Raw genomic sequence first — 23,448 nt, 5'->3', positions numbered from 1 at the left:
GGCTTTTTTATTTCCTGTAATCATATTATTCCTTGAACTCTATTACTTTGTAATAGGCTTTCTTGGGTTGAAGCTCCTCATTGAACAGCAAGGGATAGTTTTTCCTTCCCCGTACCGGAAAATTATCCAACCAGGAATAGCGGTCAGAGATGTTCCAAAATGTCACTCCAGTAAGTGTATCCTTGTAATCTCGAAACACCCTGAACAGCATATCATATTGTTCAATTTGCTTTTGTTCTTGCTCGGGTTTAAAGGCGTCATCCTCATCCTTTGGCAAGGGGTCCCTTCTGCTGTGCTCCTTGTGATATACCGAAACATCCAATTCGGTGATTTGTACCTCAACTCCCAACGAAGCATACTTTTCTATAGCATCCCTAAGTTCTTGCTCAGTGGGTTCATAAATGGAAAAGTGACCTTGAATGCCCACACCATGAATGGGCACGCCCGCATCCTGGATCATTTTGACCAACTTATAGATCTTATCCCTTTTTATAGGGTGCACTGCACTGTAGTCGTTATAGAACAACTTTAGGTCCGGGTCTGCTTCATGGGCATACTCAAATGCCTTGATGATAAAATCTTCCCCACAGATTTGGTACCATGGAGAATCCCGTAAAAACTCATCTTCCTTGTCCGAGATCGCCTCATTGACCACATCCCAAGCGTAAATTTTGCCTTTGTAGCGCTGTACTACGGTAGTGATATGGTCTTTTAAACGTTGAAGCAATACTTCCTTGCTTACTTGATCTCCATTCTCATCCTTGAAAATCCAATCCCCAGCTTGGTTGTGCCAGCATAGGGCGTGACCTCGCAGTTTTAGATTGTGCTCCACAGCAAAATCGGCCACTTGGTCTGCATATTCCCAGTTGTATCGATTTTCTTCGGGGTGGATGGGACCCATCTTCATGACATTCTCCGGGGTCATGCTATTGAACTGCTTTAAGATGAGTTCACCACTTTCACCTTGAAGTGCCCTTGGTGAAACCGCCACTCCAATTGGGAAGTAGTCGGAATAGTAATCTTTCAGCCCTTTTTCTGATGACGCTTCTTGGGCGTACCCCACAAAAAAAACTGATGACAGAAAAAGTAACGTAAGTGAGAAACACTTCGTCATAATGTTGCTTTGTTTTGTTTTCATGTGTAAAAAATTAATCGCAATGATTTGATTATCAGTGATTCTTTCAAAGATAATAAAACCACACAATCGATTGCGTAACTAGCGAAAAATAAAATTAACGTGCTACTCTTCCAGAAGCATCACCCTGCATTAATTTCTCCACTTCCGATACAGTGACCAAATTTGCATCGCCATAAATGGTATGCTTCAAACAGGAGGCTGCAACGGCAAATTCCAATGCTTTTTGGTCATCATCATAGGTGTTCAGGGCATAAATCAACCCACCCATAAAACTGTCTCCACCCCCTACTCTATCCACAATATGTGTGATTTGATAGGTTGGGGATTTATACATTTGTTTTCCATCATACAATACCCCGGCCCAAGTGTTGTGAGAGGCACTTATGGAACCCCTTAAGGTAGTGATGACCTTTTTTGCCCTTGGAAATTTTTCCATCATCTGCTCACACACCGATAGAAACGCTTCGGCGGTTACATCCTTTCCATCTTTGTGGACATCCAATCCTTTTGGGTGGATCCCAAAATGCATGTGCGCGTCTTCTTCATTGCCCAACACAACATCGCAGTATGATGTAAGTTCTGTCATGATTTCTTCACGCTTTGCATCATCACAATACTTCCAAAGCTTGGCTCTATAATTTAGGTCGGTTGAAATGGTCAAGCCCATATCACTGGCTATTTTAACGGCTTCCAGACATGCGTCAGCTGAACCTTGGGAGATGGCCGGCGTTATCCCAGTCCAATGGAACCAGTGGGCATTCTGGAACACGGATTTCCAATCGATCATGCCCGGCTTAATAGCTGCCATGGCCGAATGTGAGCGATCGTACACTACTTTACTTCCGCGGCTTACGGCACCTGTTTCCAAAAAATAAATCCCAAGTCGGTCCCCGCCAAAGGCTATATGGTTGGTCCCCACATTTCGTTTACGCATTTCCATAAGGGCGCATTCGCCAATATCATTTTTGGGCAATCGGGTTACAAACTCTACGGGAAGCCCGTAATTGGCCAAAGAAACGGCCACGTTGGATTCACCTCCTCCATAAATCACATCAAACTCTGAAGCTTGCGAAAACCTCAGGTTATTCTTGGGGGCTAGCCGTAGCATTATCTCCCCAAAGGTTACTATTTTCTTCATTTGTTCGTTATTTTTCTAAGGGAAGCAAACTACTATATTCCTGCTAAAAACTGCCTGAATTCCTCTGGATTTTTTTAACAAGAAACGATTGGATTGAGATAAATCTGGAATAAGGTAAAACCGCCGATTATCCCAAAACACTTTTTAGGAAATGATCTTTGTAAGCGCGACCAAGCGGTATTTTGGAGCCATCGATTAAATAAACGAGGTTGCCTGAAATACGGTCAATTTTTTTGGTGTTCACAATGTGCGATTTATGCACTTGGAAAAATTGTGGTGGCCCCAAAATATCGACCCAATGCCGTAGGGGCTCATTGGAAAGGACCTTTCTTTTTTCGGTACGGATTTCGGTGTAGTCAGAATCGGAAGAGATCGCCAAAATATCCTTTACGGAGACCTTGATATGCTCGTGGCTGGATTTGACATAAATTTCATTGACCTGATTTCCTGAAACGCTTTCGGATTGCTCCTGCTTCATGCTGGCTTTGTTCACTGCCTGCAAAAAGCGTTGAAAGGAAAAAGGTTTCAGCAGGTAATCCACCACATTGAGGTCGTACCCTTCCAAAGCATATTCAGAAAAAGCGGTGGTTAGGATTACATCTGGGGCCTCGGGAATACTTTTTAAAAACTCAATGCCATTGATTTTGGGCAAATGGATATCCAAAAACATTAAATCCACTGGTTCGTTGTTCAAAAATTCCATAGCCTGCAGACCATCCGAAAAAATGCCCACCAACTCCAGATGGTTGACATCTTCAATGAATTTCTTAAGGATTCGTTGGGCCGGTGGTTGGTCCTCCACAATAATGCATCTCATATTCCTTTACGCTTTTTCGAGTTCAAGCCTCAGGTATACAATATAACTCTTATTCTTTTCACTTATTTCTAAATGATGCTTGTGGGGATATAGCAGTTGTAGCCGTTTTTGCACATTTTGAAGTCCTATTCCCTTTGCAATGGTATCCAAACTTGGAACTACCTCAAAATTGTTCGTGCAATGGAATTCCAAAACGGACCCCGTCATTTTTACTGAAATGTCAATTTCAATATTTGAGGATTGCCCAGACTGACTATGCTTAAAGGCGTTCTCAATGAACACGATCAAAATAAGCGGGGCAATTTTATAACCGGGTTCTATCCCAGATGTTTCAAAATTTACATGACCCCTCGTTTCAATCTGAAGTTTATACAGTCTGATAAAATTGTCCAGTTGCTCTATTTCTTTGTTCAAGGAAACAAACTGCTCTTTGGATTCATACAGCATATACCGAAGCACGCCACTCATTTCCAAAATGATTTCTGGAGTTTTGGGCGAATTCTGAAGCGCATACGAATAGAGATTGTTCAAATTGTTGAACAAAAAATGGGGATTGATCTGTGATCGTAGAAACTGGAGTTCACTTTCTTGAATGGTGGACTGAAGCTCATCTATCTCATCTTGTTTCTGAAGCGCATCCCAACCAAACTTACAACCGGAAAGCATGATCATGGTAGGTAATACCGTCAACAAAGAAATATAGATGCCAGGAAACTGATCACCACGGGGAGTGCCGGCAAAGAAAATCGGTTCTAGAATTAATTCTTCAATACAGATTACACAGGTTACCACAACTGCAAAACCAAGAAAAAACTGCCAATATTTTCTCTTGTACAAGTACTTGGGCATTAAGTAGTACGTGATGGAAACCGTGGCAACACTATAAAACAACCTAAAAAGTACCTTGTCTACATTAATGGTTGCACCTTCATTCCTATCAAAAGAAAAGAAAAGCAGTATAATGACGTGCAGTACAATTTGAAAAAGAAGTTCTTTTCTAGAAATCAATTCGTTTCAATTAAATCAAGAATCAAAACTAGGGATAATTATTATCTGGGGAAAAACTGTTTCGCCAACAACAAAGTTAACCCCATGAACAACATTTTAAGCATAGTTTTCACCAAACCAGTTGATTAGGGGCCAACCTTAGTCGTTCACAGAAAATTGTTTACTATTCGCTCCCAATTCACCAAATTGTTCCCTAAATGGCTTGCAGAGTGAAGATTCTAAATAAATGTCTACTTTAACACCCACAAAAAAATTAAACAATCACTAACACTTAAAATCACACACATCATGAAAAGAATAACATTGGCTTTAGCCTTATTTGTCAGTTTGGCGGTATCAGCCCAGTCTACCTGGAAGGCGGATGGTGCACACTCCAAAGTTGGATTTGCCATTACCCACTTAATGATTTCCGAAGTGGAGGGACACTTTGGGGAGTTTGATATTACTGCAACGGCCACAGACACATTTGAGGATATAGATTTCACCGTTGACATCAAAACCACAAGTATAGATACCGACAATTCCAGAAGAGATGACCATTTAAGAAGTGGTGATTTCTTTGATGCCGAAAAATACCCTTCCATTACATTCAAAACCACTGGTTATGAAAAAACTGGTGACAAAACGTTTGCCTTGACCGGAGATTTGACCATACACGGTACTACCAAGCCCATTACTTTGGAAGGAAAAGTGAACGGTATCATCACTGACCAACGAAGCCAAAAATTAAAAGCTGGACTAAAAATTACAGGTACGGTCAATCGCTTGGAATTTGGTGTTGGTGGCGACACTCCTACCTTGGGTGACGAGGTGGAGCTTACCATTAATCTTGAAATGGCCCAGCAATAAATAAAACAATTAAATGAAAAGGTATAGGGCCAATTTTCAATAAAAGTTTTGGTCCTATTTCCTTTAAATCGAGCTATTTTTGCCCTCAAATTCAAATTATGGGAAGAAAATCAGAAAACACCTTTCGAGAATTCCATCGATATCTGGGATTCTTTTTAGCTGGTATCATGGCCGTTTATGCCATTAGCGGTATTGTGCTCACCTTTAGGACTACCGACTTTATGAAAAGTGAGTACAAAATGAGTACAACTCTTGAACCTAACCTTAGCGAAGAAGCTTTAGGTGCCGCTTTGAGAAAGCGTGGCTTTTCAGTGGACAAAACCGAAGGTGACATTATGTACTTTACTGGAGGAACTTATAATATAAAAACAGGTGAGGCCTCCTACACCGAAAAAAGGTTACCGGCCATTCTGGAAAGTATGAACAAACTGCATAAAATGCACACCGGAAATCCGTTATTCTGGCTCGGTATTTTCTTTGGGATTGCTCTGCTTTTCTTTGCGGTTTCGGCATTTTTTATGTTTAGACCTTCTGCACCCATTTACAAAAAAGGGCTCTACTTTGCAGCTGCAGGATTTCTATTGACGATAGTATTATTGCTGGTCTAGAAAGACGCTCAAAAACACATTAAAAAGCTCAGAATTTCTCTGGGCTTTTTTATTTAACCAGGCTTTCAAGTAGAAACCTCAACATTTTTAACTATTTTCAAGTGTTTTTTAGACACTTTATGCGTGCTGCCTATGCAGTTGGCCTTTTTGTGTCAAGTCATTTTTCAAAAATCAAACAAAATGAGAGTAACACTGCTTCTTTTTTGCCTTCTAACATCCATTATCACCCATGCCCAGGATACCATTGTATCCAGCCCTGATGGAAACCTTAAGGTTCGGGTATCCCTACAGAATGGTAAGCCTGTATTTAATGTTATCTATAAGGAAAAAACATTTCTGGAAGATTCTCCTCTGGGGCTGATAACCAATGAAGGCGATTTTTCTTCCCAAATGACTTATGTTGAATCCATCCCGGGAAAAACGGAAAAAGAGTATTCCCAGGAAAAAATAAAGCAATCCCTAATTACCTACAGCGCCAATACCTTGCAATACAAGTTGAAGAATGCGGATGACAAGGGCATTTCCATCCTTTTCCAAGTAAGTGATCATGACATTGCATTTCGGTATGAGCTGCCCAATTGGGGATACACCAGAGCCTGTGTGGTTGAAAAAGAAGCTACGGGATTCCGGTTCCCTGAATCTACCACAACGTTCTTGTCTCCCATGATGGACCCCATGACCGGTTTTGCACGAACTGCGCCCAGTTATGAAAGCGGATATACCGCAGACGCCCCAATGCCCACCAACACATCCAAAGAAGGTTATGTTTTTCCCGGACTCTTTCATGTTGGGGATAAGGGATGGGTGCTGGTTTCCGAAACCGGTGTAAGCAGCTTGTACACCGCATCCCATTTAAGCAATTATAGCAACGGCTTGTTCACGGTAGATTATCCAAGTCAGGCACAAAACAATGGCTTTGGGAGCAGGGGTGCCCAAATTGGGCTTCCTGGAGTGACTCCATGGCGCACGCTAACGGTGGGCGAGTCACTTAAACCAATCGTTGAGACCACAATTCCTTTTGATGTGGTAGAACCCCTCTACGAACCCTCTCAAGATTTTGCCTATGGAAAAGGTACTTGGAGTTGGATCATTTGGCAAGACCCCAGTATGAACTACGAAGATCAGGTGAAATTCATTGACTTGGCCGCTGACTTGAACTTTGAATATATCCTTATTGATGCATGGTGGGACCGAAATATTGGGTATGAACGTATGGAAGACCTTATTGCCTATGCACAATCTAAAGAGGTGGATGTTTTCCTGTGGTACAATTCCAATGGCTCTGTAAATGATGCCCCCTTGAGTCCTTTGAACAAAATGAACACCTCCATCGCCAGAAAAAAAGAAATGCAATGGATAAAGAAAATGGGGATTAAAGGATTGAAGGTGGATTTTTTTGGGGGTGATAAACAGGAGACCATGCGATTGTATGAATCCATCCTTTCCGATGCCAATGACTATGGCCTAATGGTCATTTTCCATGGGGCGACCCTTCCGAGAGGTTGGGAACGGATGTATCCCAATTTTGTAGGGAGCGAAGCTGTGCTTGCCTCCGAAATGCTGATCTTTTTTCAGGAGACCCGAGATAATGAAGCCTTCTATGCCTCACTTCATCCCTTTATTCGAAATAGTGTGGCCAGTATGGAATTTGGCGGTGTTTTGCTGAACAAATACCTCAACAAAGGAAATAAGGAAAACCAAGAGCGGCTGACCACGGATGCGTTTCAATTGGCAACCAGTGTTCTTTTTCAAAATCCGGTGCAGATGTTTGCCATTACCCCCAACAACCTGACCGATGTTCCCAAATTTGAGATTGATTTCATTAAAAAGGTTCCCACTACGTGGGATGAAACCCTCTTTATTGATGGCTATCCCGGAAAGTACAGTGTCCTGGCCCGAAGACATCAGGAGCAATGGTATATTGCAGGTGTCAACGCAGAGGAAAATTCCAAAAAATTACAGTTGAACCTCCCCATGCTTGCAGGCAAAACCATCAACCTGTACAACGACAACAAGGACGGAGAAACCTATCTAAAGGAAGTGAAAGTCCCAAAAAATGGAATCCTAAAAGTTGAGGTTCAATCCAAAGGCGGTTTTGTGCTAGTTGAATAAAAAACCCCTTCCCCTACTCCATTTTCTTTCAACAAGAGCTAAAAAGCTATTGATAAACAGCCTTTTGGACCAATTTTTGTGGTTTAAAAAGAATCGATACGAAAATAATAGTATCTTGTAGGTAGGCAAAAGAATTACATTCCAAGTCGGAAAAATCCCCCTCCGTAGCATTGAATTATTAATTAAAATCCAACGATTTTGAAAGCAACAATAATTACCGGTATTTTTCTACTCTTCATCAACCTTTCCCATGGTCAAAAGACCATACAAGGAAAAATCACAAATATGGGTAGCCCCCTAAAAGATGTCCATATCACCAATCTTTCCTCAGGGGACAATGCCGCTTCGGACAGAGAGGGCATGTATGAGATTATGGCAAAACCCAAAGAAGAGCTTTTGTTCACCTATATCGGGATGGATACCATTTCTGTCATTGTAGAGGATGTCACCAAAATCCTTAACATACAAATGAAGATGCGGGTGGAAGAACTGGAAGAGGTCACGGTTTCCAAAAAGGTGCTGAAAGGTCAAAAAGAATTGGAACTGGAGTACGATTCCAATCCCAATATCATAAAATCAGCCTATGGGTATTTAAATAAGGAGACGTCTGGTTATTCGCTTCGGATAATTGCCGAGGATGAATTCGAGAAAGCTGCAAATTTAGATTTCTTACTAACTGGAAGGTTCGCTGGAATTTCAGCGGGCTGTGACCTATTGACAGATATGCTATATGCATCAATGAGAGGTGGTACATCTACCGGTATTTTACTGGGCCCACTACCTACTACAAAAAGTTCTTCCATAACCAAAGGTAATCCCATGGCAATTGGAGGAGATGTTGTTTTTGATGTGGACGGGATGATATTGAACAGCATATCTTGCGGTGCTTTGCGAGGCAATGTTCGAAGAATTGCTTTTATTTCATCACTTGCAGGATTAGCTCGATATGGAAGGGGAATAAAAGGCGTTGTGGTTATCAATACAAAAACAGGCACCATTACCCCAAAAGATGAAGGTGGCGCACCTTATGACCAGGCCCGGTTGCGGAATAACTACCTTACCGAAGATGTGGTGGATGCCGAAGGACTTGGCGCCTCTTTGCCCAGTTACCTTAAAGAACTTAAAGCAAGTGAATCTACTGTAGCGGCCAAAACGGTGTTTGAAAAGAACAGTGCCAAATACGCCAACCACCCCTTCTTCTATCTGGACTCTTACCGCTACTTTTATGATAAGGACAAGGCCTACGCGGACACCATTTTTGATATCTATATTGGGTTGACGGAAAATCATCCAGTGCTGCTCAAGGCCATGGCCTATGTGCTGGAATCACAAGGCCGTCAAGAAAAGGCCCATTCGCTCTACAAACAGGTGTACAAACTTCGGCCCGAATATGCCCAGAGCTTTATTGACATGGCCAACAGTTACCGAGACCTGGACAAACCGGAATCTGCCGCATCACTCTATGCGCGTCATTCGTATCTTCTGGAAGAGGGATTGCTGCCCAAGGACAGCATGGAGCTTGCCGCAATCATGCAGCGGGAGGTGGACAACCTCTTCGATCTGGACAACGGTTCCTTAAAAATAAAAAAGCGGAAGAAGGACTTTGATGAGCGCAGTACCCGGTTGGTATTTGACTGGAACGACTCCGAAGCGGAGTTCGACCTTCAATTCGTGAACCCAGAAAACCAATATTTTGAATGGAAGCATACCATGGACGAGATGCCGGACAGGATTCGCTCCGAAAAGGAACTGGGCTACGCCATGGCCGATTTTCTATTGGACAACGAACTCTTGGGAAAATGGAAGATCAATGCTACCTATCATGGCAACAAACAGGTCACCCCTACTTATATCAAGGCCACCATTTACCGGAATTATGGCAGCAAACTGCAGAGCAAGGAAGTCAAGGTTTTTAAACTGGGCATGAAAGGGGTAAACCAGCAGCTATTTGACCTCAGGATTCCCTCGGAAGTGGTTCATAATTAAACAGAACTTAAAAAGATCATAAAACAAAAAAGCCGCACAATAGTGCGGCTTTTTTTCTTTTTGCTCCCCCTCTTGGGCTCGAACCAAGGACCCTCTGATTAACAGCGTCGCCGAATGGGGTATAAGCAACTGTTAAAAATATTATATTTTATTGATTATCAGTATTTTAATAAATTCTGTTATCAAATAACATCAAATGAATCCAAACTTTTGCGTGCAAATTGCGTGCAAATTTTTTTATAACTTATGTTCATGAACACGAGTATAAAGCTAAGTTTGGACACCCGCAGAATGACCCAAAATGGATGTTTTCCAATCATTTTGAGGCTGACCCATTTTAGAAAAACCACTTCAATCAAAACAGGGCATTATGTCCCAGAAGAATACTGGGATCACCACAGGTGCAAAGTAAAAAGAAATTTTCCTGATGTTGATTCGGTTCACTTGATGAATACCCTTTTATTAAAAAAACAACTCAAGGCACAAGAAGTAATCAATAGACTGGCCGACAATGATCAATTGGATAGATTAACAGCCAAAGATATTGCTGATAAAATTGTCAACAGAAAACGGTTGAACTCATTCTATGAGTTCGGTCTTCAAAAAGCAGAAGAGCTTATAAGAGAAAAACGGATTGGCACAGCCAGAAACTATTCGGGGATTATTGGAAGGCTTAAGGTATTTACCAACAATAAGGATTTAAAATTCAATGAACTCAATCTTGAATTCCTAAAACGGTTTGAAAGGCACCATTTATCAAAACCAGGCAATACCATTAATGGAATTGCATCTTATATGAGAACGATAAAGGCCATCTACAACAAAGGAATCAAGGAGGGCATGGTGGATGAAGCATTATACCCTTTTAAATACTACACCATAAAAACAAAGCCCACTGAGAAAAGAGCCATTAAGATTGAAAGCATCAAGAAAATACTTGAAATGGAAACCAAGATAGGTTCCAATCATTTTCACTATCGCAATTATTTTATTCTTTCCTATCTGATGTTGGGCATGTCCTTTATTGATATGGCATTTCTGAAAAGAGATAATATCATCGATGGCCGCGTAAAATTTCAAAGACGTAAAACAGGAAAACGCTACGATATAATTATAACTGATCAGATTAAACCCATTATTCAATACTATCTGGACAATCCTAACCCTTCTGGTTTTTTATTGCCCATAATTTATCGAGACACATTAGAATTGCAGTACAAAGATGCCCAATGGGAGCTTAGACGTTACAATATTGGATTAAAAGAAATTGCAAAAGAGTGTAAGATTGAAGAACGTTTGACCTCCTATGTTTCAAGGCATAGTTTTGCAACCCATGCGATGTTCAAAAAAGTTCCTTTGGAAGCCATTTCCGCAATGATGGGCCATAACAAACTCAGTACTACCCAAATTTATCTAAAGTCCTTGCCTAGCAATGTACTTGACACTTATCAATTGGAACTTAATTCCATTTAAAGAGTGGCTATTATCCCCTTTGGAATAAACCTTTCAATCCTATGAAATCCCAACACTTGGGGTTGAATTCAAGATGTGTCATTGTCATGACAATCTTGCTTTTGCTCCCGGTGGGTCGCAAAAGGAAACCGAAATAAAAGCGAACGTAACGAAGTGAAGTGCTGCAAGCCCCAAATCTTACACAAACTAATACTACTGAGCGAGGCAAAATCAATTAATCTTTGAAGCGTTTCTATAGAACCTTTTTGAGAGGGACCCAACAGTTAGTCTCTTGGAAGATAAGACTGTTCTAATTACTATTTATTGTTGATTCTCTTCAATTGTTGGACATCTGCCAAATCCTTGGGCCTTCCCGCCTTGATCTTACTGGTGATCAAGTCATCAAGATTCAACACTTTCCATTTTAGTTGGGGTTGGTCTTCTAATGAAGCTTCTTCCGCTTCCTCATAAGCTTGATCAAAACTTTTATTTACTGAGAAATTGGTTATCAACTCTAGGTTGAGATCGGCAGGAGAGAATTTAATGGAAATGTTTTGGTGTCCATCCTTCACCTCTCTTGGGAAATCTTCAATCTCATATCCCATTTCGTTGAACACCTTCACCAACTTCTTGAAATTGTCCTCTTTGGGGTCTATCCAGAAATCAACATCGGCAGAGTGTCTTTGATGTCCGTGAAAATTGACGGCACCCCCTCCTACCATGAGCATCCGAACCCCATGCTTGTTGGTCATTTCCAAAAAAAGGTCGATATCCTCTTTCCATTGTCTCATTTCCCGGTAGTAATCTGTATGATGAATTTATTCTCATCATGCTTGGCCTTTGTGGGAAATCGGTTGATTCGCTGCATGAGATCCAAGAAACGGTAAACGCGCTCGATAGGGGAAAGTGCCAAGAAATCCCTTTCCTGTTCCATATTGGCCTCATCTTTGGTGCGAAATTGAACTTGCATGTGCCTATATTTTACCGTTCTATGATATAAAGATATTACAAATTGACAAGAGCCAATAAAGGGTGGAAATAATCGCAGCTTATAACAAGCTATTTGATTAGCTTTTCCAAATAAGCAACTTTGTCCTTTTCCGCTTGAAGAAGACGCTCATAAAGTTTCTTGTTTTCTTCGTGAGCTTCCATTAGTTTATCCAAAGGATTGAACGTACAACCATAATTGACAGCAGAAGAATTATCTACATGGTAAGTATTACCAATGATGTTCAAAATGGCTTCCTCCGAAAAATTTTCAATACCTTCTTTGGTGACCCCCAAAGCCTTGGCAATCTCTTCCAGTTTCGCATCATCCACCTTTTCACTGTTCTCAATGTTGGAAACGGCCTGTTGGCTTATGCCCAGTTCTTCGGCAAGGGTCTCCTGTTTCATTCCACGGAGTTCCCTTATCCTACTGATCTTTCTGCCTATATGGTTGTTCTTGGTCTTTGTCTGCATATCTCAAATATAGGGTGTTTCGTACAATAAACCGATTGTAAAATACAAAACACTTTTAATAAAACACAAGTGCCTATGGTGGGCTACTTGGGAATGTGGCCTTAATATGGTCAGTGATTCTCGAACCCTTTAAAACACCATTTTATGAAATATGACACAAACATACCTGAAAACTTTGAAAAAGCGGAAGAGCTGTCCGAATTGCTCGACAGCATCCTGAACATCATTACCATTGACAGTGCCTTTTTATCAAAAAGACAGAAGGAGGGCAATACCGAATACTATTTTCTTACCCTATTTGTGGATGTCAACAATGACCCTCTTCCTAATGAGATCCGTTCCTTGGTAACCAAAAAGGGAAAGAAGCATCCCGATTTCAGGATAAGGGTCTATACGGAGAGCCAATCCGAGATAGGCCTTGAAAGGGGTTCGCTCTATTTCTTGGAGCACTGCTGTCTCGGAGAGACTGTTTTTGCTCGCTTGCAAGGAGGAAACATTATGGATTACCCCACAATGGCATATGAGACCCTTGTCAAGAGGGCCATTCAATATCATAAATCGGAATTGGCAAAAGTAAATGCCTTTGCCAATACTGCCGACGTCCTGATAAAGGAAGGGGATTATGCCATTGCCACCTTCAACATGCACCAGGCCTTTGAGCTTTCGTTCCGGTTCATCGAACAGATGTGCATAGGAAGGAGCATGATAACACACAGTATCATTAGCCATATCAATTACTGCAAACATTTCTTTCCCACCCTACAGCCCTTTTTGGAATCTTCTGAGCCAAACAGCAATGAACTTTTGCTCTTGTTGGAACATGCCTATAGCGTTGCACGCTATGGTAATGAGTTTGAGATTACCAAAGTACAGACCAAGACCGTCCAATCCAAGATGAAGGAATTCATAAAAGAGGTCGAGTCCATATTCCATAGGCATCTTGAAAACTGCAAAGACCGAATAGAGGGAATCGGAAAGGATTTTAAGGAAGCATTCCCAAAAGTGACCGAGAACGCGGTGAACAATGATGAGACATCATTTGTTGGTCAATTGAAGGAACTGGAGAAAATGCATTTCCATGCCTTGAAACCCTATATCCCTGAAAAGGGACTCTATAGCGTAGAACTCATTACCAAAGGATATTGTGAAACCTCCTTTATGATTTCCGATCTGATCAAGGTCTGCATCACGGCTTTGGAAAACGAAAATTTTTCGACACGTTCCGTTCCCCAACTCCACAGTAATATTAGTGGGGTTCTCGGGTATATACTGGATCTCATCCCCCATGATGAAATGGAATTCTTGGACAAGGCCAGAAAACTGCTTTCGGAACAAAAGACAACCATTACTGACTAAATCTTACCATGAACTTGAATGAAGAAAAGCTCATTAAGGATTTGAGATTCCACTCAAATGACCATTCCCCTACCTTGGTTCCCCATCCATTGTTCAAGGAAAAGTTCCAACCCACATTTTTTTACCTTAATGGTCATGCCGATCTATTGTTGACCGTTCGTGCATTGCTATACCTTTCTATGAGGGCAATAAATCCCCATCTTGGTTCGGATGATGTAATGGACAGGAACGAAGAGGAATTCATCCATCAAGCCATGACCATTGCCAACCGTTTGATGCCAGTCGGGGAAGAGGCTTTGATGGACCATTTGAACCTATTATATCGGGAGGAAAAGAAAGCCAAAGGAGACGTTTGATCTAGGAATTACAAAAGCATTTTTGCCCTTAATAAGCCTCTGATTTTTCATTTTTATGCTAAAAATTCCTTGATTTTACTGGGCTGAAAGCTATTTTACGCTAAAAACAATACCAATCTATAAATTTCAGTTGGTCAAAATATTGAAGACAGAAAAACACCCAATTCAAACACTGAACAGCCATTTTTTCATTAGAAATTGATTGATTTTACTGGGCTGAGAGCGTTTTTCCATCAAAAATGGTGTAAATACTAATAACCAATATTCTCAAAAAACACCCTGAAAATCGGCTTTTCCGAAGGAAAATGAATTAATAGCACCGCGCTAGCGTGCTATCCTCTTGCTTTACATTTTTCTTTTGCTAAGCAAAACAAAAAAAGAAAGCGTTCCGACTCAAGAGTCAAAGTAAATCTTGAAATTATTTAAACGTTTTACGGCATTCCACGTTTTCCAAGTAACTGAAAATTCTTACATTTAACTCATTCCCCATATTTACAGTTGCCTAATGGAACCATGTTCGTTTAAAAACTTAGGCATAGCCGGCCAGAGAGGTGGTATATTCCTATAAAAGTTGGGTATATAATCAAGTTGTGCGTCACCCTAAAAACCCACCGCACATTTAGCACATTTGGTTTTTCCGACACTCAAAGCCAACGCTAAAAAACCAAAAGAGCTAAATCACCCACCGCTGACAAAGAAGAATTGTTAAAAACTATAATTAAGTATTTGCTTAAATAAGAAAACTATTTGTATTTTTGCTGCGTTATTAAATCCTAAACAAGGAAATTATGGAAAACAATCAATCGTGTATCCGTGTGTTTGCCGACAAGGTTCAAATAGACAATTGTAGAGAAATACTTCAAACCAACGACAAGGCATTCAGTCAACTGAGTGGACTTTTAGCATTGGCAGGAAACGAAGTAAGGTTAAAAATCTTATTTCTCTTAGAAGAAGAAAACGAACTTTGTCCTTGCGACCTTTCAGACATTCTCGGAATGAGCATCCCTGCCGTTTCGCAACACCTCAGAAAACTAAAAGACGGAAACGTCATTGAAGGTAGAAGAGAAGGACAAACCATTTTCTACTCTTTGAAACAGGAGCAACTTACTTTACTTCGTCCATTTTTTAAACACATCATAAACAATTCAAAAAAGGAAACAGTATGAACAAGAAAAACAACAGACTTGTCGGAGCGGGTGTGCTTTCGGCAGTAGCAGCATCACTTTGCTGCATTACACCTGTATTGGCTCTTATTTCAGGAGCTTCAGGAGTGGCATCTACCTTTTCATGGATGGAACCAGCAAGACCTTATCTAATCGGTATCACCGTTTTGGTATTGGGCTTTGCTTGGTATCAGAAACTCAAACCACGAACAGCCGAAGAAATCCAATGTGATTGCGAAGAAGACGAAAAAAAACCCTTTATGCAGACCAAAACATTCTTGGGAATTGTAACCGTGTTTGCAGCCTTGATGCTCGCTTTTCCAAACTATGCACACATTTTCTATCCTTCAAACGACAACAAGGAAGTTGTAATCGTCAATGCTTCTGACATCCAAACGGTAACTTTTGATGTAAAAGGAATGACTTGCAATGGTTGTGCTTCACACGTAGAAAATGATGTGAACAAATTGCCAGGCATTGTTAAGGTAGATGCGATTTATGAAGAAGCGATTGCCAAAGTAGAATTTGACCAAACCAAAGTGAGTATCGCTCAAATTGAAGAAGCCATCAACGGTACAGGTTACAAAGTGGTTGGCAAGAAATAGTATTTTTTTGCCTTTTGTATTTAAGAACTTAATTAAATAATTACACAATGAAAAAGAATTTAATTCTATTGAGTGCTTTGTTCCTAATTGGAATTGCTCAGCTCAATGCACAATGTTGCAAACCGACTGACAATAAAGCACAAACAGCAAATACAACACAGCAAGAAGGTAAGACCCTGCAACTGAAAATCACGGGAATGACTTGTGCAGGTTGTTCCAACCATATTTCAAATGCCCTCAAAGAAGTGGACGGCATTATTGAACACAAAGTGGAATATCCGGGCGATTTGGCAACCATCCAATACGACCCAAAGAAAACAAATCCTGACGCTATCATCAAGGTTATTGAGCAGACAGGCTATAAAGCCGAAATCATTAAGGAAAATCAAAAAGAGAAATCATTATGAACAAAGAAATAATAAAACTTGACATCATAGGAATGACCTGCGACCATTGTGCAACAGGCATTGAAAAATTACTTTCCAAAAATGAAGGTGTAAAAGAAGCTAATGTGAGCTATCCAAAAGCTACTTGCGAATGTTCTTTTGACCCTACCAAAACCAGCAAAGAAGAAATCATTAATACCATCAACGGCACAAAAAACTATCGTGTAAAAAGTGAAATCCCTGATAATGGAAACAGCGGAATTAATCAATTTGATTTAATCATTATCGGTGGCGGTTCGGCTGCATTTTCGGCAGCAATCAAAGCCGAAAGTTTAGGATTATCGACCTTAATGGTAAACGGTGGTTTGGACTTTGGCGGTACTTGTGTCAACGTGGGTTGTGTGCCTTCTAAAAATCTTATTCGTGCAGGCGAGTCGGCTTATCACGCTACACATTCCAACTTTGAAGGCATCAAGCCAAAAGGAGTTGATATTGATTTCGCTCAAATCATCAAAGACAAGAAAAAATTAGTAGCCACACTTCAAGAGAAAAAATATATGGATGTGGTAAGCGATTTTGAAAACCTGACTATGCTAAAAGGTTGGGCAAAATTCAAAGACAACAAAACCATTTTGGTTGATGGCAAGGAATACAAAGCCTTCAAATTTTTAATTGCTGCGGGAGCTACGACCAACATTCCGACTATTGAAGGATTGGACAAAATTGACTACTTGACCAACGTTTCCCTTTTCGACTTGGAAGAAAAACCCGAAAGCTTGACCATTATGGGAGCAGGTTACATAGGTTTGGAAATTGCAATGGCGTACAATCGTTTAGGCGTTAAAGTCCGAATCATTGAATTTACCGACCGTGTTCTACGGACACAAACCCCAGACATCAGTGAAGCATTGGAAACCCAAATGCGAAAAGAAGGCATTGAAATCTTACCTAATTTCAGAGCCGTGAAATTCGAGAAACAAGCGAATGAAACCATCATTCACTGTAAATGTCCTGACGGTTCATTTACGCAAATTATAGAAAAAGGTAAGGTAGTAATTGCCACAGGCACAAAAGCCAATACAAGCCAATTAGGGTTAGATAACATTGGTTTGGAACTCACCAAAAGCGGACATATCGCTGTGAATGAAAAAATGGAAACCAATCTACCTAACATTTACGCAGCAGGTGACGTAACCAACACCCCTGCATTTGTTTATACAGCCGCTTTTGAAGGTAAAATTGCCGTTGAAAATGCGTTCTCAGGAACAGATAATAAAGCCGATTATTCTTCTTTACCTTGGGTGGTGTTTACTGACCCACAAATTGCAGGGGCAGGTTTAGATGAAGCACAGGCAGAATCAAAAGGCATTCCGTTTGAAGTGTCAAAATTGGAATTGAAAGACGTACCGAGAGCCATAGCAGCCAACGACACAAGGGGTTTCATCAAACTCATTCGTAACTCGGAAACTGACAAACTTATAGGTGCAAGAGTAGTCGCACCCGAAGGTGGAGAACTCATACAACAATTAAGTATGGCAATCAAATACGGAATAATGGTGAAAGACTTAGCAGACAGTTTCTACCCTTATTTGACTTTGGGAGAAGGTATAAAATTAGCAGCAATAACTTTCGGAAAAGACGTATCAAAATTAAGTTGCTGTGCCAGTTAATCCGCCCCAAAGGCACACACTCTTGCAAGTCGCACCAGCCAACGCTTGACCAAAACTTGCAAGAGAGAGTGCCTTCCCTACCCCAAAAAATCCTACCTTTGAAAATTGACTAAACCGACTGAAAATAAAGGGCGAACGCACAACATTGTGTATAAGCAATAGCGGGTGAAGTGGTAAAATCAAGGTCTGTGCTTTTAATAAGCTTTGTGCTAAACTGAAAGGTTTGTACTTTCAAATCCGCTACTGCTCATACACGAAACCGTTGTGCATAATTTAAATATGATTGAAAAAATTAATTACCTAGTTGGACCAAACGGGTCAGGAAAGACTCGCGCGTTACAGAAGCTTTGTGCCGAGAATGATGGTGTATTTATTCCAAAGCAACGACCCACTCCTACTGTTGGTCAATTTGATGAGGAGCAAACTGTAAGGTCTATTCGTAAATTCAAGCAAATTAGCCAATCAAGTCCTGAGCAACTTGCTATGTCATTGCTCAGAGAAAAGTCCAAGTTAAGATATACCGTATTTGCTATTCTATCAAAAAAGTTAGGTCGAACGTTTTCCGTTGAAATAGTTGAGCGTTCCCAGCATTTCAAAATAACATCTGGACTCGATCCTAATCATTATAAAGAGGTGACTGTTCCCAGATATGACCTCCAAGGAGAAAGTTCAGGTTTACGAGAACTGATAGTACTACTTACACTAATACATTCAGGGCTTTCCACAAAGTATTTCATTGACGAACCAGAACTCTCTTTACACCCAGAAGCTCAGAGATTCTTAAAAAATGAAATGATTCGCTTAGCTGAAGAGCAAAATTGTGAATTTTGGTTAGCTACGCATTCTCCAATCTTCTTTTCTCCAGAATCTATTGACGAATTGAAGCAAGCAACATTCTATTCTGATCCGCAACTACCAGAGGGTACTAAACCTGATTTCGATAGCCTATCACCTGGTCAAAAAAATCATCTTGAAAAAAGTCTTCTTAGGCTTGATAGTGAAAAATGGATTCTTGTGCATTCAAAAGCAGTTATATTCTGTGAAGGCTTTCGAGACAAAGCAATCTTTAAAACAGTTTTAAATAAAGTTGGAATTGACCTCAGTCGCTTTGATTATAGTTTAGTTGAAACAGGAGGAAAAGATGATTTTTCGACCTTGTTCCTACTCTGCCAAGCGATTAATAAGAAATCTTTCTACATAGGTGATTTAGACTGCTTAATAGAGTCGAAACTTTTAGACAAGTTTGATGATAATGAAATAATGAAGGAAGAGTTAAGTGGTATTTCTCCAAGTATTCAGGATTACATAACAAATAACATAAAATCTCCCTTAGGAGAAATTATTGAAAAACTGATTTCAATCCCTGAAGCTGATTTTAAAGCAAGGGATCCGGATTCAAAATTTTGGAACAATATCTCTAGAATAAAAACTAGAACCGATAACTCAAAAAGTCTTACACTCGAGCTAATCAATATTTTCCCAGAAATTGCCAAGGTCATTGTTGATGATGTCGGTTTTACTTCTAAAATTGATCATCTGACAGCATCAACAATTAAAGCAATTGAGATTTTACAAAAAGTTGGATTTTTCATTCACAAGTCTGGTACACTTGAAACTTATTATAAATCAGAAAGTAGATCACCAAAGGACGAGAAAAAAAAGATTTCATTATTTGATGACGAATATGAATCACTCAAGACCGAACCAAAAGAAGACATAAAAACTAGGTATGGAGAACTAATTGCATTTATAAAGTCAACTCTTACCTCTATATACGATGAAAAAGTTTTTATAAAGGATGAAATGATTAAGATGCTCTCAAAAATTCAAGTGATTATTCTGGAGTCAAAGCCAGCAGATGTGGTAACGTTGGAAGCTTCAAGTAAATATGTCTCTTTGAAAATTTCGGATTTATTTGAGCTTGAAAATATAGTTTGGACAGGAATTCATTATGTTTTGAAAGGAAAAAGCAAGACAGGTTTTACTCCTGAATTTGAATTTGAAATTGCTTCAAACAAAGGAATTCTAGATGATGAGGTAATTAAATTCAAGTAAAACTATGTACAAAAACACCTATAAGCAATAGCGCCCTTCGGGACGCTACTGCTCATATCCAAACCGTTGCAAACAATTAAAAAACCAAATAAAGTAACATGGCAGATTCAGAATTTAAACTATGTAGGTATCCCCATCTTTAGACAGTTTCTCTACTAAACCAATATAATTATCAAGCCTTTCTTTAAATAGTTCGTTAGGTCTATAATTACATGGGACATCCGTTTTTTCGTGAAAAATTTGTGAGTTTTATTGGCCCGGCGGTATTTTTCCGTGAAAAATTTCAAATATCTGCCCTTAAGTCATTTTCAAAAATTATATAATTCATTAAATGTGAATGTTTTAGAATATATATATATCCGTAACATGGCGTAAGCCTGTTACCCTCTTGCTTTACCTTTTTCTTTTGCGAAGCAAAACAAAAAAGAAAGCATCCAACTTTGGATTTTAAATATATCATCCATTCGATGAAATTATTAAACCTTTTACGGAATTTCACATTTATCAAGTAATTGAAAATTCTTACATTTAACTCCATCCCCCTAGATTTACAGTTAGCCTAGCAAAAACTATGTTTTATTTAAAGACTTGGGCATAGTCAACCAAATTAGCAGTATATGCTGATAAAAATTTGGCATATAAATAAGTTGGTAGTAATATAAAACAACACGAATGGAGGAAAACAAACTTGCAGAATTATTTTACACTTTTCTTGAGGAGGAAAAAGGTTTTCCTAAAACGAGCCTTTTAAAACAAACACCAACTTATTCTGTAAGTGGAAGACGAGCTCAAATCGACCTATTACTTTTGGACGTTAGAATAGGTAATTATATTGGACTTGTAGAATTTAAAAATCAAATAAATCCTCAGATAAAAAACAATGTTAAAGCTCAAACAGAAATATATGCAAAAGCCATTAAATCTGAGGGAATACCGACTTATTTGGTTTATCCAATAGACGGAGAAAATTTTCAAATATTAGTTTACGGAGAAGAAGATTGGATTTCAATTTCGAAAAGTGAATTTCCTGAATTTGAAACCTTGTCAGCAAAGAAAAAAATTGAGGAAAAGATAGACGAAAAGGAGTTTGAGGAATTGAATCTCGAAAATATCAAACGTAAACAAGACTATAAAAAAAGAACTTCTTTATGGACTTTAACAAGTTTAATTTTAGGAATTTCAACTGCAATAATCACCTTTTATGTTTCGATAAATGAGAAAAATAAAAAGCCTGATTACATCTTGGAATTAAATAATAAAATAAGGCAGTTAGAATTGGAAATTTTAAAACAAGAAAAAAATCTAAATAAAGTCTCGGTAATTGACACACTTTTTGTTATTGACTCGACAAAAACATTTGTTGGAATTAACAAAAGGTTAGAAAACCTTGAAAACGGAATTATGAATAATTCTGAAAAAACTTTAGCTCTTAAAAACACGAATCAACAAATTGAGTTATTAAGACAAGAAATAAAAAGTCAAGAAAAATTAATTGAATTAAGGAATGAGAGTTTAATAAATCGAATTGAATGGTTGAACGCTATAGTAATCGGAATGGTTATAGCTTTATTTGGTTCGGCAATTGGATTTGTAATCTCAAATTATAATGACAAAAAAAATACTACTGCCAACAAAGATGGTTATAAGTAATTGCTTGTTCTCGGCTAATTCTGAAAATCCTTACGGATTTTCAGTTTGGTGCACTTTCAAAGTTAAGTTCTAAACCATGCAACTACTCATAGACCATTATGATGCAAGTGTAACAAAACATGAATTCTCAGACAAAGATTTTAGAGGAAAGGTTATTTGAAATTCGAGAGACCTTATTAGAACTTGAATATCTTAAAAAGGATGTTAAGACGCTTATCTTTTCGGAAGAGGAACATCGTCATGAAACTATTCCGGAATCTCATTTCTTTGTAAGACTCTACCATAACTATCTTCGACTATTTGTTATTGACGTATATAAACTGATAGGTAATAAGGAAGACCATAACATTCATAAGCTTATTGAATTTTGTAAAATAAATTTAAAAGTCATTAAATGGCATGATTCAATTTCAATAGAAAAACTGAAACTCTTAAATGATAAGCTATATAGCATATCTGTAAAATTTGAACAAATTCAAGGTTTACGAAATAAATACTTCGCTCATAATGACAAAAAGAAAAGGCAGTTCTCATTTAAAATTTCATTAGAAGAATTATGGGAAGTTTTAGAGGGACTCCAAAGCATTTTCGCTGAGATAAACTTACATTTTGACAATAATCACTGGCTGTTTGATATTCAGTATACGTCTCCTGGTATAATACAGTCGTTATCCAAATATAAACGGTTACGCAAATTGACTTTAGAAGAATATGGAAAAAATAAACCGTCAATTGAAACCAATAGGTTACTAAGTATCATTCGGAGCAGATAAAGCTTGTATATAAGCCGTGTATAATCAATTGTGGGAAATCTAAAAAAAACCTTTTCAACTATTCCCCTACCCTACAAACGGACAAAATCCGTATTTTGAAGCCCACAATCATACACGCGAACTTTTACTGTTCATTTAAACACGATACAATGAAAAATATCAAAATCTTAGCCTCACTACTATTATTAGGACAATTTATAACGTTCGGACAGGAGACGGTTAAAACAACAGTCAAATATGGAATTGATAATCCGGAACTATTGGACTTTTTCGACTTCCAAAATATTGCCGTAGAAAGATTCGATTTTGAAAGCCCAAAAATTAACGGAAAATACTATCGGGTCTACATAAAAGAATTCAAGAACGGAAAATTGACTGACACCAAAACGTTATTCAACGCAACCGAGGCGGATATTTTCAGAATAAGTTCATCCGTATTCAATTTTAAAATATTCACTCAAATTTCAAAAGACAATCTAACGATCCAGCTCAGAAAAAGTACATATGCCAGTGCAAAAAAAGACTTTAAACTCACCGAGAACAGTTACGAATACGCCACAAAGGATTTTTTCGGAGCCAAAATGGCAATTGAAAACCCGATAAACGGGGAATTCCCATTACTGGCCATTATAACACCGACAAAACATAGTGATGGTTCAGCCTCGTATTGTGAAGTCGTACAATCGGAAATCACACCCGAAAAATTGGGTGAACATTTTAAAATCCCACATTATTTTTTGATTACAATGGAATTCAAATAATAACGTCAATCAACAATGCTAACCACAATTACGGCGAATTCGACTACATCAGAATTCGCTAGGAATTGCTAGCGTCAGTCCAAAACCGAAAATTAACGCATATT

At 39.0% G+C, this 23,448-nt stretch carries 22 protein-coding genes; 15 read left to right on the top strand and 7 right to left on the bottom strand.

The features are described 5' to 3' along the window. Positions 1-25: 25 nt before the first annotated feature. From ACFSJE_RS11730 to ACFSJE_RS11715, 4 genes are all read right to left on the bottom strand, one after another. Positions 26-1,138: an endo-1,4-beta-xylanase gene (locus tag ACFSJE_RS11730; RefSeq protein WP_379831158.1), complete on the bottom strand. Its 1,113-nt coding sequence runs from the start codon at positions 1,136-1,138 to the stop codon at positions 26-28. A 94-nt stretch (positions 1,139-1,232) separates the two neighbouring features. Continuing rightward, positions 1,233-2,276, bottom strand: a complete 1,044-nt coding sequence (locus ACFSJE_RS11725; RefSeq protein WP_379831157.1) for a PfkB family carbohydrate kinase — start codon at positions 2,274-2,276, stop codon at positions 1,233-1,235. Between the two features lie 127 nt (positions 2,277-2,403). Beyond that, positions 2,404-3,093, bottom strand: coding sequence for a LytR/AlgR family response regulator transcription factor (locus ACFSJE_RS11720; protein ID WP_379831156.1), 690 nt, complete (start codon positions 3,091-3,093; stop codon positions 2,404-2,406). 6 nt (positions 3,094-3,099) lie between these two features. Then, complete coding sequence (locus ACFSJE_RS11715; protein ID WP_379831155.1) at positions 3,100-4,101, bottom strand: sensor histidine kinase; 1,002 nt, start codon at positions 4,099-4,101, stop codon at positions 3,100-3,102. A 288-nt stretch (positions 4,102-4,389) separates the two neighbouring features. On the opposite strand from ACFSJE_RS11715, the gene ACFSJE_RS11710 reads away from it, so the two are divergent. The 5 genes from ACFSJE_RS11710 to ACFSJE_RS11690 all read left to right on the top strand — a co-directional run bounded on the left by ACFSJE_RS11710 (position 4,390) and on the right by ACFSJE_RS11690 (position 11,129). Beyond that, a complete protein-coding gene (locus ACFSJE_RS11710; RefSeq protein WP_379831154.1) occupies positions 4,390-4,950 on the top strand; it encodes a YceI family protein in 561 nt (186 codons plus the stop codon). A 98-nt stretch (positions 4,951-5,048) separates the two neighbouring features. Then, entirely contained in the window at positions 5,049-5,558 is a 510-nt protein-coding gene (locus tag ACFSJE_RS11705) for a PepSY domain-containing protein (RefSeq protein WP_379831153.1), read from the top strand. 180 nt (positions 5,559-5,738) lie between these two features. Next, entirely contained in the window at positions 5,739-7,670 is a 1,932-nt protein-coding gene (locus tag ACFSJE_RS11700; RefSeq protein WP_379831152.1) for a glycoside hydrolase family 97 protein, read from the top strand. 198 nt (positions 7,671-7,868) lie between these two features. Continuing rightward, on the top strand, positions 7,869-9,656 hold the full coding sequence (locus ACFSJE_RS11695; RefSeq protein WP_379831151.1) for a hypothetical protein: 1,788 nt from the start codon (positions 7,869-7,871) through the stop codon (positions 9,654-9,656). Between the two features lie 252 nt (positions 9,657-9,908). Beyond that, positions 9,909-11,129, top strand: a complete 1,221-nt coding sequence (locus tag ACFSJE_RS11690; protein ID WP_379831150.1) for a site-specific integrase — start codon at positions 9,909-9,911, stop codon at positions 11,127-11,129. Positions 11,130-11,425: 296 nt separating this feature from the next. Here ACFSJE_RS11690 and ACFSJE_RS11685 read toward each other — a convergent pair whose 3' ends face one another. The 3 genes from ACFSJE_RS11685 to ACFSJE_RS11675 all read right to left on the bottom strand — a co-directional run bounded on the left by ACFSJE_RS11685 (position 11,426) and on the right by ACFSJE_RS11675 (position 12,569). Next, complete coding sequence (locus ACFSJE_RS11685) at positions 11,426-11,899, bottom strand: nucleotidyl transferase AbiEii/AbiGii toxin family protein (RefSeq protein ID WP_379831149.1); 474 nt, start codon at positions 11,897-11,899, stop codon at positions 11,426-11,428. After that, positions 11,896-12,078, bottom strand: coding sequence for a hypothetical protein (locus ACFSJE_RS11680; protein ID WP_220115291.1), 183 nt, complete (start codon positions 12,076-12,078; stop codon positions 11,896-11,898). Before ACFSJE_RS11680 ends, ACFSJE_RS11685 begins: the two co-directional genes overlap by 4 nt. 89 nt (positions 12,079-12,167) lie before the next feature. Continuing rightward, a complete protein-coding gene (locus ACFSJE_RS11675) occupies positions 12,168-12,569 on the bottom strand; it encodes a helix-turn-helix domain-containing protein (RefSeq protein ID WP_379831148.1) in 402 nt (133 codons plus the stop codon). A 144-nt stretch (positions 12,570-12,713) separates the two neighbouring features. Here ACFSJE_RS11675 and ACFSJE_RS11670 point away from each other — a divergent pair, with 144 nt between their 5' ends. The 10 genes from ACFSJE_RS11670 to ACFSJE_RS11625 all read left to right on the top strand — a co-directional run bounded on the left by ACFSJE_RS11670 (position 12,714) and on the right by ACFSJE_RS11625 (position 23,344). Beyond that, entirely contained in the window at positions 12,714-13,925 is a 1,212-nt protein-coding gene (locus ACFSJE_RS11670; RefSeq protein WP_379831147.1) for a HEPN domain-containing protein, read from the top strand. A gap of 8 nt (positions 13,926-13,933) precedes the next feature. After that, positions 13,934-14,281: a hypothetical protein gene (locus tag ACFSJE_RS11665; RefSeq protein ID WP_379831146.1), complete on the top strand. Its 348-nt coding sequence runs from the start codon at positions 13,934-13,936 to the stop codon at positions 14,279-14,281. A 788-nt stretch (positions 14,282-15,069) separates the two neighbouring features. Beyond that, positions 15,070-15,447: an ArsR/SmtB family transcription factor gene (locus ACFSJE_RS11660; RefSeq protein ID WP_027375684.1), complete on the top strand. Its 378-nt coding sequence runs from the start codon at positions 15,070-15,072 to the stop codon at positions 15,445-15,447. Then, a complete protein-coding gene (gene merTP, locus ACFSJE_RS11655) occupies positions 15,444-16,049 on the top strand; it encodes a mercuric transport protein MerTP (protein WP_027375685.1) in 606 nt (201 codons plus the stop codon). The genes ACFSJE_RS11660 and merTP overlap by 4 nt, the downstream gene beginning before the upstream one ends. 47 nt (positions 16,050-16,096) lie before the next feature. Further along, the gene (locus tag ACFSJE_RS11650; RefSeq protein ID WP_027375686.1) at positions 16,097-16,456 is read left to right on the top strand and encodes a heavy-metal-associated domain-containing protein; all 360 of its coding nucleotides are present in this window, start codon (positions 16,097-16,099) and stop codon (positions 16,454-16,456) included. Further along, positions 16,453-18,105 carry a mercury(II) reductase gene (gene merA, locus ACFSJE_RS11645; protein WP_027375687.1) on the top strand — a complete coding sequence of 551 codons (1,653 nt, stop codon included), beginning with the start codon at positions 16,453-16,455 and terminating at the stop codon, positions 18,103-18,105. The genes ACFSJE_RS11650 and merA overlap by 4 nt, the downstream gene beginning before the upstream one ends. A gap of 279 nt (positions 18,106-18,384) precedes the next feature. Next, entirely contained in the window at positions 18,385-20,160 is a 1,776-nt protein-coding gene (locus ACFSJE_RS11640) for an ATP-dependent nuclease (RefSeq protein ID WP_379831145.1), read from the top strand. Positions 20,161-20,832: 672 nt separating this feature from the next. Continuing rightward, positions 20,833-21,810: a hypothetical protein gene (locus tag ACFSJE_RS11635; protein WP_379831144.1), complete on the top strand. Its 978-nt coding sequence runs from the start codon at positions 20,833-20,835 to the stop codon at positions 21,808-21,810. A 119-nt stretch (positions 21,811-21,929) separates the two neighbouring features. After that, entirely contained in the window at positions 21,930-22,583 is a 654-nt protein-coding gene (locus tag ACFSJE_RS11630) for an AbiU2 domain-containing protein (protein ID WP_379831143.1), read from the top strand. Between the two features lie 149 nt (positions 22,584-22,732). Beyond that, positions 22,733-23,344: a hypothetical protein gene (locus ACFSJE_RS11625; protein WP_379831142.1), complete on the top strand. Its 612-nt coding sequence runs from the start codon at positions 22,733-22,735 to the stop codon at positions 23,342-23,344. The last annotated feature ends 104 nt before the right edge of the window (positions 23,345-23,448 follow it).

The sequence above is a fragment of the Flagellimonas iocasae genome, assembly GCF_042682725.1.
Classification (GTDB): Bacteria; Bacteroidota; Bacteroidia; order Flavobacteriales; family Flavobacteriaceae; genus Flagellimonas; species Flagellimonas iocasae.
Note: the sequence above shows the minus strand (reverse complement) of the source record. Positions and strands in the feature narration are given on the sequence as shown.